The sequence below is a fragment of the Bacillus sp. OK048 genome, from assembly GCF_900103525.1.
Lineage (GTDB): Bacteria > Bacillota > Bacilli > Bacillales > Cytobacillaceae > Neobacillus.
Genome location: NZ_FNHN01000003.1, coordinates 132,249 through 147,089, shown reverse-complemented (window position 1 = coordinate 147,089; position 14,841 = coordinate 132,249). Strand labels below are relative to the sequence as shown.

Genomic DNA, 14,841 nt, shown 5'->3' with positions numbered 1-14,841 from the left:
AAGAAAGGTGATGTAAATGAAAGACAATGGTAAAAAATTGCGAAAAGTTAATGGTTCTGTTAATCCAAATCACCGCCAAGAACTCAAAACATCTCTCATAAAAAAGGAGGATCCAAATGAAATCACTTTTATATATGAAGTTCAAAATATTGGAAATGAGGATATCTTCCTGCAATTTCCATCGGCTAAAATATATGATTATGAACTATTTACGAATAAGGGAAAGCTGGTCTATCGCTATTCGGATGGAAAAATGTTTGCACAAGTCATTAAAAACGTCATGCTTCCAGCCAGAAAATCTTTGCATTTTACCACAGAAACATTGCCTCCTTTAGATAAAGGACAATATTCCATCATAATGTGGATAGCTGCACGAGGAATGGATTCCCATAAAGAAAAACTAAATTTTACGATAGACTAGGTGATATTGCTAGTTTGCCTCTTGCTTAAGTTACAACAGAACGGGATCTTTGTGGGCAATCACAAGGAATTTTTTGATAGTGCCTATTTTGTGATATTTCAGCTTGGTGTTACTCTAATTATGTATAGTTTTAAAGGAGTTGAATCGTTTGGAGAATTATCTCAATGACAATGAAATTAAATTAATTGCGCTTGATATGGACGGAACACTATTAAACGATCAGCATGAAATCTCTGAAGCAAACCGCCTGGCCATTAAAGAAGCACAGGAAAAGGGAGTGTATGTAGTTCTAAGTACGGGACGCTCACTTAGAAAATGTGAGTATCATGCTGACTCACTATCGTTAACCTCCTATTTAGTGACAGTAAACGGCAGTGAAATTTGGGATGATAAAAGAGGATTAGTTGATAGAAATCTTGTGAAATCTGAATCCATACAATGGATGTTAGAACTTACCCATAAGCATCAGGTTAGGTACTGGGCGATTACCACAAATCGCAACTGGATTGATGAAATGCCGGATGATATCCATGCAGAGGAATGGTTGAAATTTGGCTTTAATAGTAAGGATGAAACAACAAGAGATACAATACTAAAAGAGCTCCAGTCAAGAGGTGAGTTTGAATTAAGCAACTCAACTCCAACAAATATAGAGGTAAACCCCGCTGGGATAAATAAGGCACGAGGGCTTGTGCTCGTCTGCGAGCGCCTTGGAATTGAAATGAAAAATGTTATGGCAGTGGGCGATAGCCGTAATGACCTGGCAATGATTGAAGAAGCTGGCCTTGGCATTGCAATGGGGAATGCCCAGGAAATTGTAAAGAATGCCGCGGCTTGGGTGACGTCAACGAATAATGAAGATGGTGTTGCAAAAGCAATCCGAGAATGGGTCCTTAAGTAATTAAACAGTCATTATTCATTGATAATTTTTAATTTATCTAAATAAAATAGAAACATTGTGAAATACTTACTTTATAAGAGAAATTTGTTTAAAATTTTTTCTTCTTGGTAATAATAATCGGGCAAGACTATATTGCAATTTCATGTAATTGTTACATGCTAGGAGGAGCTACAAAAATGGAACATGGTAAAGTAAAATGGTTTAACGGTGAAAAAGGCTTTGGATTTATCGAGCGCGACGGAGGGGACGATGTTTTCGTTCACTTCTCAGCTATTCAAGGCGAAGGCTACAAAACGTTAGATGAAGGTCAAGAAGTGACGTTTGAAATCGAAAATGGACAACGTGGTCCACAAGCGGTTAACGTACGTAAAGCATAAAATTACCTTCAAACCTCAAAACAGACTCCAAATGTGAGTCTGTTTTTTAATGTAAAGGCTGTGTTAAAGGTAAATGTTGATTTCACTCAATTTGAAAAATAAGCGGAGTTTTTCCGGTTATACGTTCCAAATCGATGGCTTTTGTCTTATTGTGAACAGTTAGTCGGAATATCTCCGCTTATATCTGCTCCTTAAGCCTCTATTATCGACATTAGCCGGAAATTCTCCGCCTCCGCTTAAAAAATTTTTCTACACGAAAATTCAACAATGAGTATTAACATAGCCAATGTAAAAAAACCTCCACTAAAGAAGTGGAGATCCAATATGTGATAAGTAAAATGGTTACCACTAGTATAGGTTAGATTGAGAAAATTCATACCCTACAAAGGTTCTTATATCGGTAATTAAGATTTTGGCGTAATTATTTCCTGTACGCGCCCAACTTGACCATCTAGTAACCTAACTTTAATACCATGTGGATGGGTGCTAGAATTTGTTAGGATATCCTTTACGACACCTCTGGTAAGCTTACCCGTTCTTTGATCAGCCTTTAAAACAATGGCAACCTCGGTACCAGCAGTGATGTCTTTCCTATTTTTCCCGTTCATTAAACACCCATTTTTCTACGAGTATTACTCACTTTTTTGGTCATTTGACTTTTCATTTTTTTTGTATTTTGAAGGCTGTTACCACTGTTATTTCCAGCTGCTGCTTTATTCTTCTTATTCTCAAGCTGCTGTTTCATTGCTTCCTGCAGACTCATTTTCTTTTTAGGTTCTTCATTTTGGCTTGTTTGATTGTTTTCTGACATAAGTAAATCCTCCTGAAATAATACGGTCTTATATATAGTATAATCTATTTTTTCCTAAATTAACAAGTTAATGAAAAATAGAAATAAAAAATACAAGCTCACAGAATATTCATTTATTAGTAGTTGTTCATCTAAAGTGGTGTTAAAATTATGTAAGATTTCTGCGTCAACGACGGTTACTGAAGCAAAAGGGAGATAGGCTTATGAATGACAAAATAGCGATTGTAACCGGCACAACAAGCGGTTTCGGATTAATAACCTCTATAGAATTAGCAAGAAAGGGTTATACCGTGTTCGCCACTGTGAGAAATAGCAGCAAAAGTGCAGACCTAATACAGGAGGCAAGGAAGTATGGGGTTGAATCAAAAATTATCGTTCATGTACTGGATGTAACGGATGAAAAATCCATCCAAACGTTTCAATCACGAGTAATTGAGGATGTCGGAAGAGTGGACGTATTAATTAATAATGCGGGCTTTGCCGGTGCTGGGTTTGTGGAAGAAATATCGATGGAGGAGTATCGAAAACAGTTTGAAACAAATGTATTTGGTGTTTTCGCCGTAACCAAGGCTTTTCTACCCTTGATGAGGAAGCAGGGCCAGGGCTGTATCATAAATATTAGCAGTATAAGTGGTAAAGTTGCTTTTCCAGGATTATCACCATACATTGCTTCAAAGCATGCCATTGAGGGGTGGAGTGAAAGTCTTCGCTTGGAAATGCAGCCATTTGGTGTAAAGGTGGTGTTGATTGAACCTGGGTCTTATAAAACAAATATCTGGTCACCAGGAAAACAGGTAGCTGTAGAATCTATGAAGTCATACTCTCCTTATCAGGATTATATGCAAAGCATTGAAAGGTATATTGGACATGGGGAAGATAGCTTTGGTGACCCATTGGAAGTGGCCAAAAAAATAGCAGAAATAGCAGGAAAGAAAAATCCTAAAATGAGATACCCAATTGGCCGTGGAGTAAAAGCTTCAATATTATTGAAGAATCTTTTACCATGGAGACTTTGGGAAAAAATAATTATTAGTAAATTGTTTGAAAAATAAAGCATGATAGAGAGAAGGATCCTACTTTTAGCATTTTATGCTAGTATAAGGTATACTGTATGATAAAGTTGAATAATTCCTTCGGGGTCAGGTGAAATTCCTAACCGGCGGTGATGAAGCCTAGCTTCTTAGTCCGTGACCCGGTTAACGTTTGTTAAGCGGTGGATCTGGTGAAATTCCAGAGCCGACAGTTAAAGTCTGGATGGGAGAAGGAAAAAATCTAGTTTAATCAAGGGGAAAGTCTACCCTTTTTTAAACTCTATTTGTTAATGCCTTTTTCAAGGACCCTGAAGCGTTTATTTCTTCAGGGTCCTTTTCCATGCCCTTATAAGAGATGTTCAGGTATTAAAAAATATTTGCTTTTATTGCAAATAATTAGTAAGGGGTACAAATGCTATGTTTACCGGTATTATTGAAGAATTAGGTGTAGTCGCAAATATCCAGCGAACAGGAGATTCCTTTGTTCTTACAATTGAAGCAAAAACAATTTTAGAGGATGTACATCTGGGAGACAGTATTTCTGTGAACGGGGTGTGCCTGACAGTAACTAGTTTCACGAGTAAGCAGTTTAAGGTGGATGTCATGCCTGAAACTGTCAAAGCATCCAGCTTACATTCTTTAAAACGAGGCTCCAAAGTAAATCTCGAACGGGCAATGGCAGCTGGAGGGAGATTTGGAGGTCACTTCGTTTCAGGTCATATTGATGGAACAGGAGTGATCAAAAGTAAAAAGCAGGTTGAAAATGCTATTTATTACGAAATTGAAGCTTCGGCTGCACTACTCAGGTACGTGATTGTTAGGGGATCGATAGCGGTAGACGGGACAAGTCTTACTGTGTTCGGTGTAAGTGATCATGCATTTACGCTCTCCCTTATCCCTCATACTTTATCGGAAAGTATTCTAGGCCTTAAAGATTCAGGTGATATTGTTAATTTAGAATGCGACATGATTGGGAAGTATGTCGGGCAATTTTTAACAGCTGGTTCATCGAATATGAGTAACAGGAAGACTTCAAGTATTAGCGCACAATTCCTAGAAGAGAATGGATTTGCCTAGTTACATATGAATTAGTAGAAAGGGGAGATAACCGTGTTTGATCCAATTGAAGAAGCATTGGTGGATTTACAAAACGGTAATGTCATCATTGTTTGTGATGATGAAGACAGAGAGAATGAAGGCGACTTTATCTCTTTAGCTGAAAAAGCTACTCCAGAAGTGATAAATTTAATGGCAACACATGGGAGAGGCTTAATCTGTGTCCCGGTTGATGAGGAGTTAGCAAGGAAATTGGAACTTTTTCCAATGGTAGCAAATAATACCGATGCACATGGAACAGCTTTTACTGTCAGTATTGACCACAAATTCTCAACGACGGGAATATCAGCCTTTGAACGTTCTGCAACAATCTTACAAATGCTAGAACCAGAAGCAAAGCCTTCTGATTTCCTGAGACCAGGACATGTTTTCCCTTTGGTAGCCAAAAAAGGAGGCGTGTTGAGAAGAACAGGTCATACTGAAGCGGCTGTAGATTTAGCGAGATTATGCGGTTCTAAACCTGCGGGAGTCATTTGTGAAATCATGAATGAAGATGGAACAATGGCTCGTGTTCCAGAGTTGCGGAAAATTGCCGATGAGCTAAACGTCAAAATGATTACGATTAAAGACTTGATCGAATATCGTAATAAAAAAGATAAGTTGGTCAAATGTGAAGTGGAAATAAATTTACCGACAGAATTTGGCGATTTTAAAGCTGCTGGCTATTCAAACGTAGTGGATGAAAAAGAACATTTGGCATTAATAAAAGGTGAAATAGATCCTGAAGCAGCCATTCTTGTTCGTGTTCATTCAGAGTGCATAACAGGCGATGTTTTTGGTTCATACCAATGTGAATGCCGACCACAGCTGCATGCTGCATTAAGTCAAATTGAACAAGCAGGCAATGGAGTCTTTCTTTATATGCGCCAAGGTGGTAATGGAATAATAAATAAATTGCAGTCATACAAGCACCAGGAGGCAGGTAATTTGCAAGTAGAGGCGAATGAAACAGCTTTACGTGAATTTGGCATTGGTGCTCAGATATTAAAGGACTTAGGGATTAAAAAAATGAAATTGTTAACCAATAATCCGAGAAAAATCTTGGGCATTAAAGGTTATGATCTTGAAGTCGTAGAAACTGTTCCATTGCAAATGGAAATACAAGAGGAAAATGTAAAATAAAAACACACGAAAGTTGGAGGTATTATCATGGGAAATATTTTTGAAGGTAATTTAGTAGGATCTGGATTAAAGGTAGGAATAGTGGTTGGACGATTTAATGAATTTATTACCAGTAAATTGCTAAGCGGCGCGCAGGATGCACTCAAAAGACACGGTGTAAACGAAACGGATGTTGATCTCGCTTGGGTACCGGGTGCATTTGAAATTCCTTTAGTTGCTCAAAAAATGGCGAATAGTAAAAAATATGATGCTGTTATTACGCTTGGAACTGTCATTCGCGGCTCCACTCCACATTTTGATTATGTTTGCAGTGAAGTAGCTAAGGGAGTTTCAAAAATTAATCTAAGTAGCGGTATCCCAGTTATTTTTGGAGTTTTAACAACTGATTCCATTGAACAGGCAATCGAGCGTGCCGGAACAAAGGCAGGAAATAAGGGATGGGATTCGGCAACCGGAGCAATTGAAATGGCGAATTTATTAAGAACCATCGAATAATAGGTTTTGTAAAACTACTATAAACAAAATCATATACAAATCAAAAACTTATTACTATAATGAAAGCAACATAAAAAAATAACTTTTTAAAATAGGTGCTAGGTCTTTTATAAGGCTAGCTTAAAAGGGAAGTTGGTAAAAAGCCAACGCGGTCCCGCCACTGTAAATGGGAGCAACTTGCATTATGTCACTGTCAAATGACGGGAAGACGCAGGAAGCAATGACCATGAGCCAGGAAACCTGCCTGTTTTTTACACAAAAACCTACGTGGATAGGGGAGTGTTAAGAAAACGAAAGTTTTATTCGTTTTCTTATCATACATAACTCCCCCTCTTTTATAGGGGGATTTTTTTATGGCATAAACAAAAAGGGAGAGAGAAAAATGAAAAACCAAAAGAAAAAAATCTGGTTGGTCATGGTGCTTGTTTTAACATTACTTACATATGGTGTTCAAGTACCTGCATTGGCTGCAGAAGGAAACCTGGCGAGTATTAGTGTAATTGGACTTGATGAAGCCAATCCCTTATTTGCTGAAACTTCTGTAGCAGTTGGTGAAAATGAGACAGCCACAGAAGTTTTAATAAAGGCAGTTGGGGAAGATAATTTAGAATTTACGGACTTCCCATTTGGAAAAATGTTAACAGGAATCTATGGCTTGAAGCCTGCGGATGGAGAAACTTATTTTTGGAATTTTTTAATTAACGGTAAATCTGCACTGGTCGGTTCAGACTCATACATTGTTCAAAATGGTGATAAGATTAGTTTTCGGTATACGGATTGGACCAAACCAATGGATGAACCTGAAATTGAAACACCAGTTGAAGAACCAGTTACAGGGGATGTTGCTGATTTTCAAACAGCACTAGATGCTGTCACTCAATATGTTCTTAGTAATCCACTTACAGAATTTGAAGTGATTTCTTTGAAACAAACTGGAAAAACAATTCCAGCCCAGTATCTGGAAAGTGTGAAACAGGTAGTGAAAGAAAAGCAAGGCAAGTTTTCAAGAATTACTGATACAGAACGTTATATTTTAGGTTTGCTTGCAGCAGGCGGGGATCCAAGAAATATTGAAGGCTATAATTTGGTCGAAGCTGTTTATAATGGAAATGTGACGAAACAAGGATTAATTGGTGTTTCTTATGCGTTAATAGCATTAGATAGTGCTAGTTTTGAGATACCTGACAACGCTCTTTGGACTAGAGATAAACTGACTGCCCATTTACTTGATAGACAAAACCCTGATGGCGGCTGGGCATGGGATGAGAGCGCAACAAGTGACATCGATACAACAGGAATGATTTTAACCGCACTTGCCCCCTATAAGGACAAAGCCGGAATAAAAGAAAAAGTTGATTTAGCACTACAATATTTATCAGCACAATATCAAAACTCCAAAATTGATAATAGTTCCACCGCTGCACAAGTGGTTATTGCACTTTCTGCCTTAGGCGTAGATGTAAATGGCCCGTTGTTTACGAAAGATAATAGCAGTTTAATAAAATTTTTATTAACCTTTCAAAATAGTGATGGTGGATTTGATTGGCAGGGTGGGGATGTAAGTGACGTGTTCTCAACCCAGCAAGGAGTCCAGGCATTAGTTGCATACCAATTGTATAAACAAGGTAAGGGGTCATTGTATAATCTGCCATTACTTCCGCGGAATCCTATAATTGTGAATCCCGAGGTACAAACACCAACACCAACACAAACAGAAACACAAGCACAAGCACCAATTGTTAAACAGCCAGCTGCCCAAGTAAATCAAGTTGGATATCCAATACCCAATACAGCTACCAACATCTATAACCTGATTGCACTTGGTCTATTATTATTGGCAGTCGGAAGCGTATATTACCTCAAACAACGAAAAGCATAACGAAAATAGACCAAGGAGGGGTATAGCATGCGGAGGTTATTTAAAACAGGGGCAATCCTATTACTTTCTCTGTTCGTAACAGTTGGTTTAATTGGCTGTGGTAAAAAAGAAGAGGCTTCAAATGAGCCAGTAAAGAATGAAAAGATAAGTAAAGTCAATGATAAAGAGGCAGAGTCAAATGACTCTGCCGATGAAGGCAGTGAACAATCGACAGATAGGGAAGCTGATCCTGTAAAGCCAACTGCAACTGAAGATGAGGCAAAATCAACTACTGATACACCAGCTGCTAGTAAAGGAAGTGGCAATGCTACACCCAGTTCAACACCTGCTGTAGAACCGAAACCAGCTGCTCCAGCACCTACAACAAAACCTGTACCACCACCACCTACACCAGCTGCACCGGTAGTCACCACTCCGCCAAATACGACACCAGCTGTACCTGCAGAAACCAAGGTACCTGCTGCAACTGTTACGATTTCGATTAAAGGTCCAAAGGACAGAGGTACTATTTTAGCTCCAACGAAGGCCGAGAGTAAAGAGGGAGATACAATTTATGATATTCTCCTTCAAACGACGAAAAAACAGGGGATTCAAATGGAAACACGTGGCAGTGGGGCTTCGGCCTATGTGGAAGGCATTGATAATATATACGAATTTGATTATGGTGTAAAAAGTGGCTGGGTGTTCGAATTGAACGGAGTCAGCCTTACAAAAAGCATAGGCACGATGAAAGTAAATGATGGCGATACGATTGAGTGTTACTATACGGAATAAGCTTGGAGCAGAAAAATTATGAAAATCACTTTTGAGCGTTATCATCCGCTTGTAACTTTCTTCTATTATCTGGGCTCATTATCGCTTCTCCTGTTCATGCTCCATCCTGTTTTTTTATGTTTTGGTTTTTTAGTTATTTTGGCTATTAACTATCTTCATGACCGCTTAAAAGGGATGAAAAGCTGGCTGTTTTTAATGTTGTCAATCGTAGTGATAATTGTGCTAATGAATCCTATTTTTAACGAAAGAGGCAGGCATGTTTTATTCGTTATTTGGGAACACCGGATAACGTTAGAAGCGCTTGTTTATGGCGGGATGAACGCACTTTCGATCATTAGTGTAATTGCCATCTTTATATCATATAACTATATCATGACACCTAATAAGCTATTATTTCTGTTTTCAAAATTTCTGCCTCAATTTGCGATTCTACTCATGCTGACATTACGATTCATACCGTTAATGAGAAGAAGATTGGAAGAAATAATACTGATTCAAAAAAGCAAAGGAATGAGTGTGAATCAGGGTAAATGGCGGACAAGAGCAAGGACAGGGATGCTTTATGTTCAAGCATTGTTAGTATATTCGTTAGAGGAGGCTATTCAAACAGCCGACTCGATGAAAGCAAGAGGATATGGAAAAGGGCGGCGGTCAACCTATGAATTTTTTCATTTTCGTAGAAAAGATACCGTCGCCTTAATCATTTTATTTACTATGTTTGTCGGGTTAGCTGCAGGCAGACATAATGGTTACGGTGTATTAACGATATATCCAGTTATGGAAGCCTGGCAGTTATCTACAGTTGATGTTAGTCTATTAATTTTATATGGTTTATTTTTGAGTTTTCCATTATTAGTTGAAGCAGGTGAAATGTTCAAATGGCGTTTATTGAATTAAACCATGTTACGTTTACATATCCAAATAGTTCAGAGCCTGCCATTCTTGACCTTTCACTTAAAATTGAAAAAGGCAAATTTGTCGTTCTAATTGGACCATCTGGATCTGGAAAAAGCACCTTACTAAAGCTGCTAAAGAAAGAAATCAAACCTCATGGCAGTTTTTCAGGAGAGATACTTTTTCAGGGCAAGCCACAAGAAGAGATGAATGGATTATCTAGTCAAATTGGCTATGTTTTTCAAGATCCTGAAAACCAAGTAGTAGCGGATGATGTGCTCCATGAAATGGTTTTCGGTCTAGAAAATATCGGACTATCTACGAACGAAATGCGAAACAGAGTGGCAGAAATGGTAAACTTTTTTGGTGCTGAATCCCTTTTGGACAGGAAAACGCATGAATTGTCTGGAGGAAAAAAGCAGCAGATTAACTTAGCGTCTGTTCTCTTGATGCAGCCAGATGTTTTACTTTTGGATGAGCCAACTGCTCAATTAGATCCTGTGAGTGCTAGAGAGTTTTTAGATATGCTTAAAAGACTGAATGAGGAATTCGGTATGACTATTATCATTGCCGAACATCGTCTGGAGGAAGTTTTCACATTGGCTGATCGGATCCTTATGATGGACCATGGACAAATGCAAATGGAAGGAGAACCTAAATCAGTTTTAACTAAACTTTGGGATTCACCATTTAAAACGTTTGTACCAAGTATCCCATCCTTGTTTTTTAGTTTGAACGGAAAAGGAAGTGTACCGTTAACGGTAAAAGAAGGCAGAAGCTGGACGGAACAAGAGACATTGTTTATTCATCCGAACCATCAAAATAAGGGATCAAATCCAGATAAAGATGAAGTAATAAAAGTGAAAAATCTCTTTTATCGATACGATAGAAAAGCGGATGACGTATTAAAGGAACTTAATTTTTCCTTGAGAAAGAAAGATTTCTATGCTCTGTTAGGTGGAAATGGATCAGGTAAATCTACCTTTTTAAAGGTACTGTGTGGTCTATTTAAGCCGGAACAGGGGAAGATATTTTTTCATGATAAACAAGTGAAATCATGGAAGAATAATGAGTTTACGAAGCGAATCGGATATTTACCCCAAAATCCAAAGCTATTCTTCATTCAGGATACAGTGGAAATGGAAATGAAGGATACAATCGAAAAATGGGGATTAACGAATGAAGAAGAAAAAGATGTTCTGATTGAAAAACTTGGAATTGCCCATTTAGTAAAAAGTCATCCATATGATTTGAGTGGCGGGGAGCTTCAAAAATCGGCGATGGCCTGTATATTACTGCGAAAGCCAGAAATCCTGTTACTTGATGAGCCGACAAAAGGCTTAGATCCACTTTCAAAGGAAAATTTAGCAGATATTCTTCACGACTTACGTTCGGACGGAGTTACGATCATCATGTCAACGCATGATATTGAATTCGCAGCCCAGCATGCTTCGAAATGTGGAATGATGTTCCAAGGTACAATTACCTCCGAGGAGACACCTGAAAACTTCTTTAAAGGAAATTTCTTTTATTCCACGATGATTCAAAGGCTATTTCGTCATATACCAGATTACTCACTGATCACAGTTGAGGAGGTTTTGAAGCAATGCGCTCCAGTAGAACCTTTGCGACGATAATTCTTGTTCTACTAGGCTGTATGCTGTTAATTTTCTCTTTCCTATGGGAAGATCATTACTTGTGGTTTAGTATCGGGTTCATTTTCATTTCCATTTTGTTTTTTCTTGTTCGCTTTGAAAAGAGAAAGATTGAACCGAGGGAACTTGTACTTTTAGCGGTACTTGCATCGATTGCTGCAGTAGGCAGGATTCCATTTGCTAGTATTCCAAGTGTACAGCCAACGACATTTGTTATTATGATGTCAGGTCTTGTATTTGGAGCAGAAAGCGGATTAGTTATTGGCGCGGTTGCGGCTCTTTCATCAAACATGATTCTCGGTCAAGGACCTTGGACACCTTGGCAAATGCTTGCATGGGGATTAGTGGGGTTAACCGCTGGTATGCTGCGAAAAACAAAGCTCTTGAATAGTACTTTTGGTAAAATCATCTTTGGTATCATCTGGGGTTTTTTATTCGGTTGGATCATGAACCTTTGGGGATTACTAGCCTTAACCCAATCAGGTACATCGCTTACCTTTGAGGCAGTATTGATGTACTTTGCTGGCAGCTCATTATTCGATTCGATGCATTCCGTATCCAATGTTTTCTTCTTGCTTTTATTTGGGGATATATGGATGAAAAATTTAACAAGATTTAAAGTGAAATATGGTTTACTTGATTAAAATAGCACGCCGCCGGCGTGCTATTCCTTTTGTCATTTAAATTTCTGAATAAGCGAATCAATGCTTTTTCCAATTGAGTAAAAAGCATCCTCTAAGCCTTTTTTCCAAACTGGGGCTTGTTCTTGAAGCTTTTCTCCAAGTTTTTGAGCGTTTTCGTTCAATTCCTTGCTAATTTTCTCAGCCCGTTTTTTCATCTCTTCTCTTGATTGAACTTTCCCAGCTAATTGATCATTAACCGAAAGGACATCAAACTGTTCATTTTGTCTATATGGTAATGATTCTTTGATGATTTCTTTGAAAAGTGGCACCACATTTCCTGAACTGCTGCTTGGAAGATAATGTTCACGGTCGGTTTGATCATAACCAATCCAAATGGCCCCAACCAAATTAGGAGTAAAGCCGACCATCCATTGGTCTTTCGTCCCGCTAATATCAGTAAAAGGGAGCTGGGTAGAACCTGTTTTCCCGGCAAGTTGTACATCCGGGATATGAGCATTTTTACCAGTTCCAGATTCTATCACATTAAGAAGCATGGATGTCATATCATCAGCAATTTCCTTAGAAGTCACCTTTGTCGTTTTCTGATCGTGTTCCGCAATAATATTTCCAGTTGGACCGACAATTTTCGTAATCAGATGGCTGTCATGACGCTTGCCGCCATTTGGAAAAACAGAGAACGCATTGGCTAATTGCTGCGGAGATATCCCCTTGCTCATACCTCCTAAAGCTATAGCCAGGTTGTTATCTTCTTTTTCGATGGGCAATCCAAAGCTTTTAAGCGACTCTAAACCTTTTTGGAGTCCAATCTCATTTAAGAGCCAAACCGCTGGGATATTTAATGATTCCTCCAACGCTTTATACAGTTGAACTTTCCCTTGATAGGTTTTTGAGAAATTTTCTGGCTTGTAATCACCGAAAGAAGTAGACTCATCAACGAGCTCTGAATTAAAGGTATAACCTTCCTCAAGGGCTGGTGTATAAACGGCAAGTGGCTTAATGGTAGAGCCAGGCTGGGCTCTTAATTGGGTAGCACGGTTAAAACCTCTAAACACATGCTCACCACGGCCACCTACAAGTGCTAACACTCCTCCCGTTGCTGGATCGATAAGAACCGACCCGGTTTGGGAGATCTGATCTCCTTTTCCTTTCGGGAAGAGAGATTTATTGTTAATGACCTTTTCGAGCCCTGTTTGGAGGTTTTGATCTAATTCGGTATATATGCGATAGCCTCGCGTTAAAATCACTTCCTGCGTCAAACCGTATCTAGAAATTGCTTCATTTAAAACGGCATCAACATAATAAGGGAATTTCCGCTCGACAATGCTTCCTTTGCCAATAGTAATCTTTATTTGTTCGTTTTTTGCGGCAGTATATAGTTCTTCATTAATGAAACCAAGTTCTTTCATCTTACCAAGGACAACATTTCTCCGGTTTATTGCCACGTCATAGTTTTTTGTGGGGTCAAGGTAATTAGGTGATTGCAGTAAGCCAGCGAGTAATGCTGCCTCACTGACGGTAACTTCATTAATTGGTTTATTAAAATATCTCTTGGAGGCATTTCCAATTCCCCATGCACCCGAGCCAAAATAAACTTGATTTAAGTACATTTGGAGGATCTCATCTTTTTTATAAACCTTCTCAATTTTGACCGCTAAAAATAATTCTTCAGCCTTTCGCTTATAGGTTTGTTCAGGTGACAGCAGGGCGTTTTTAGCTAGCTGCTGAGTAAGCGTACTGCCGCCACCGGTTATTTCTCCGGCAAATAAATTGTTAAAAAGAGCCCTCGTGATCCCTTTTATATCAAAACCATGATGCTGATAAAAGCGTTCATCTTCGATGGCAACAACTGCATCTGGAACATATTTTGGGAGTTCCTCAATCTTAATACCTGCTGTTCGATTTGTCGCAACATTTGTGGCGACTTTTTCTTCATGATCATAGATGACGGTCGGTTGGCTTAGCCCTTCTTTTAAAGTTTGGACATTAGCCCTCATCGCAAGCCAGCCAAAATAGACGATGGTAACGAGGACAGCAAGTAGAATCATCAATAAAAATAGCTGGGTAAGGTGCTTCTTTTTCCAAAACCTTATAATCATTTCCCTAAATGGGTGTAATTTCTCCATGTGTTCTCCTTTCCTACAAAAGGATTTTTGTTTTATTCATTATAATTTTTTTAGCGAAAAAACACCAATTATAGCCTTTCATGTTGAACAACCATTATAGCTGCACGAAATAATGGAAAGAGAAGTTTAATTTTGGATTCTGTGATAATAGCGGACAATCATTTTAAGTCCAAGCATAAGTTAGTAAAAAGGAAATTTAAAACATATGAAGGGGATGAGAGAATGATTAACTGGAAGGTCCGCTTTAAAAATCGTAGCTGGGTTATAGCATTTGTTGCACAACTAATGATTGTTGCGCAAATGGTCTTGGGAGGATTAAATGCCTTAGGGATTACTGACTTACAACTATCTGATGCGATTCAGCAATCCATTTTAACTTTTGTTAATGCACTGTTCATTTTACTTTCGATGATGGGGCTTGTACAAGACCCAACAACAAAAGGTATGAGCGATAGCGCACGAGCAAAATCGTATAAAGAACCAAACTAATATAGACAAAACGCTTGGCAGACCATTGTTGGTATTGTTAAGCGTGTTTCTTTTTTTTGTAGATAATTGTAAATAAAAGGAGATTGAAACTTCTGAATTTTCGATTGTG

Annotated in this window: 16 protein-coding genes and 2 riboswitches; of the genes, 13 read left to right on the top strand and 3 right to left on the bottom strand. The window is 38.5% G+C overall.

The genetic code is table 11. The features are described 5' to 3' along the window. The first annotated feature begins 16 nt into the window (after window positions 1–16). The 3 genes from BLR86_RS07040 (at window position 17) to BLR86_RS07030 (ending at window position 1,699) form a co-directional block, all read left to right on the top strand. A complete protein-coding gene (locus BLR86_RS07040) occupies window positions 17–421 on the top strand; it encodes a BsuPI-related putative proteinase inhibitor (RefSeq protein WP_090759732.1) in 405 nt (134 codons plus the stop codon). 148 nt (window positions 422–569) lie between these two features. Next, complete coding sequence (locus BLR86_RS07035; RefSeq protein ID WP_090759730.1) at window positions 570–1,322, top strand: Cof-type HAD-IIB family hydrolase; 753 nt, start codon at window positions 570–572, stop codon at window positions 1,320–1,322. A 176-nt stretch (window positions 1,323–1,498) separates the two neighbouring features. Then, entirely contained in the window at window positions 1,499–1,699 is a 201-nt protein-coding gene (locus BLR86_RS07030; protein WP_045515670.1) for a cold-shock protein, read from the top strand. 404 nt (window positions 1,700–2,103) lie between these two features. On the opposite strand, the gene BLR86_RS07025 is transcribed toward BLR86_RS07030, so the two are convergent. Both BLR86_RS07025 and BLR86_RS07020 read right to left on the bottom strand, forming a co-directional pair. Beyond that, the gene (locus BLR86_RS07025; protein ID WP_090759727.1) at window positions 2,104–2,307 is read right to left on the bottom strand and encodes a YwbE family protein; all 204 of its coding nucleotides are present in this window, start codon (window positions 2,305–2,307) and stop codon (window positions 2,104–2,106) included. After that, window positions 2,307–2,510 (bottom strand): hypothetical protein, encoded by a 204-nt coding sequence (locus BLR86_RS07020; protein WP_090759725.1) that lies wholly within the window; start codon window positions 2,508–2,510, stop codon window positions 2,307–2,309. The genes BLR86_RS07025 and BLR86_RS07020 overlap by 1 nt, the downstream gene beginning before the upstream one ends. 203 nt (window positions 2,511–2,713) lie before the next feature. Between BLR86_RS07020 and BLR86_RS07015 the strand changes: the two genes are divergently transcribed. The 9 genes from BLR86_RS07015 (at window position 2,714) to BLR86_RS06975 (ending at window position 12,120) form a co-directional block, all read left to right on the top strand. Continuing rightward, window positions 2,714–3,562, top strand: coding sequence for an oxidoreductase (locus BLR86_RS07015; RefSeq protein WP_090759723.1), 849 nt, complete (start codon window positions 2,714–2,716; stop codon window positions 3,560–3,562). Between the two features lie 73 nt (window positions 3,563–3,635). Continuing rightward, window positions 3,636–3,780: riboswitch (FMN riboswitch) on the top strand. 178 nt (window positions 3,781–3,958) lie between these two features. Next, complete coding sequence (gene ribE, locus BLR86_RS07010) at window positions 3,959–4,618, top strand: riboflavin synthase (RefSeq protein WP_090759721.1); 660 nt, start codon at window positions 3,959–3,961, stop codon at window positions 4,616–4,618. Window positions 4,619–4,651: 33 nt separating this feature from the next. Further along, window positions 4,652–5,779 carry a 3,4-dihydroxy-2-butanone-4-phosphate synthase gene (gene ribB, locus BLR86_RS07005; protein ID WP_090759720.1) on the top strand — a complete coding sequence of 376 codons (1,128 nt, stop codon included), beginning with the start codon at window positions 4,652–4,654 and terminating at the stop codon, window positions 5,777–5,779. A 27-nt stretch (window positions 5,780–5,806) separates the two neighbouring features. Then, window positions 5,807–6,274 (top strand): 6,7-dimethyl-8-ribityllumazine synthase, encoded by a 468-nt coding sequence (gene ribE, locus BLR86_RS07000; RefSeq protein WP_090759718.1) that lies wholly within the window; start codon window positions 5,807–5,809, stop codon window positions 6,272–6,274. A 76-nt stretch (window positions 6,275–6,350) separates the two neighbouring features. Next, window positions 6,351–6,537: riboswitch (cobalamin riboswitch) on the top strand. Between the two features lie 119 nt (window positions 6,538–6,656). Next, window positions 6,657–8,153, top strand: a complete 1,497-nt coding sequence (locus tag BLR86_RS06995; protein WP_090759716.1) for a DUF4430 domain-containing protein — start codon at window positions 6,657–6,659, stop codon at window positions 8,151–8,153. Window positions 8,154–8,180: 27 nt separating this feature from the next. Next, window positions 8,181–8,927, top strand: a complete 747-nt coding sequence (locus BLR86_RS06990) for a DUF4430 domain-containing protein (RefSeq protein ID WP_090759714.1) — start codon at window positions 8,181–8,183, stop codon at window positions 8,925–8,927. Window positions 8,928–8,945: 18 nt separating this feature from the next. After that, window positions 8,946–9,824: an energy-coupling factor transporter transmembrane component T gene (locus BLR86_RS06985; protein WP_090759712.1), complete on the top strand. Its 879-nt coding sequence runs from the start codon at window positions 8,946–8,948 to the stop codon at window positions 9,822–9,824. Beyond that, complete coding sequence (locus BLR86_RS06980; RefSeq protein WP_090759710.1) at window positions 9,806–11,458, top strand: ABC transporter ATP-binding protein; 1,653 nt, start codon at window positions 9,806–9,808, stop codon at window positions 11,456–11,458. The genes BLR86_RS06985 and BLR86_RS06980 overlap by 19 nt, the downstream gene beginning before the upstream one ends. Beyond that, window positions 11,428–12,120, top strand: coding sequence for an ECF transporter S component (locus BLR86_RS06975; protein ID WP_090759709.1), 693 nt, complete (start codon window positions 11,428–11,430; stop codon window positions 12,118–12,120). Before BLR86_RS06980 ends, BLR86_RS06975 begins: the two co-directional genes overlap by 31 nt. Window positions 12,121–12,152: 32 nt before the next feature. Here the strand turns inward: BLR86_RS06975 and BLR86_RS06970 are convergent, their stop codons facing one another. Continuing rightward, window positions 12,153–14,243: a transglycosylase domain-containing protein gene (locus tag BLR86_RS06970; protein WP_090759707.1), complete on the bottom strand. Its 2,091-nt coding sequence runs from the start codon at window positions 14,241–14,243 to the stop codon at window positions 12,153–12,155. A 222-nt stretch (window positions 14,244–14,465) separates the two neighbouring features. Between BLR86_RS06970 and BLR86_RS06965 the strand changes: the two genes are divergently transcribed. Beyond that, entirely contained in the window at window positions 14,466–14,732 is a 267-nt protein-coding gene (locus BLR86_RS06965) for a phage holin (protein WP_090759705.1), read from the top strand. The last annotated feature ends 109 nt before the right edge of the window (window positions 14,733–14,841 follow it).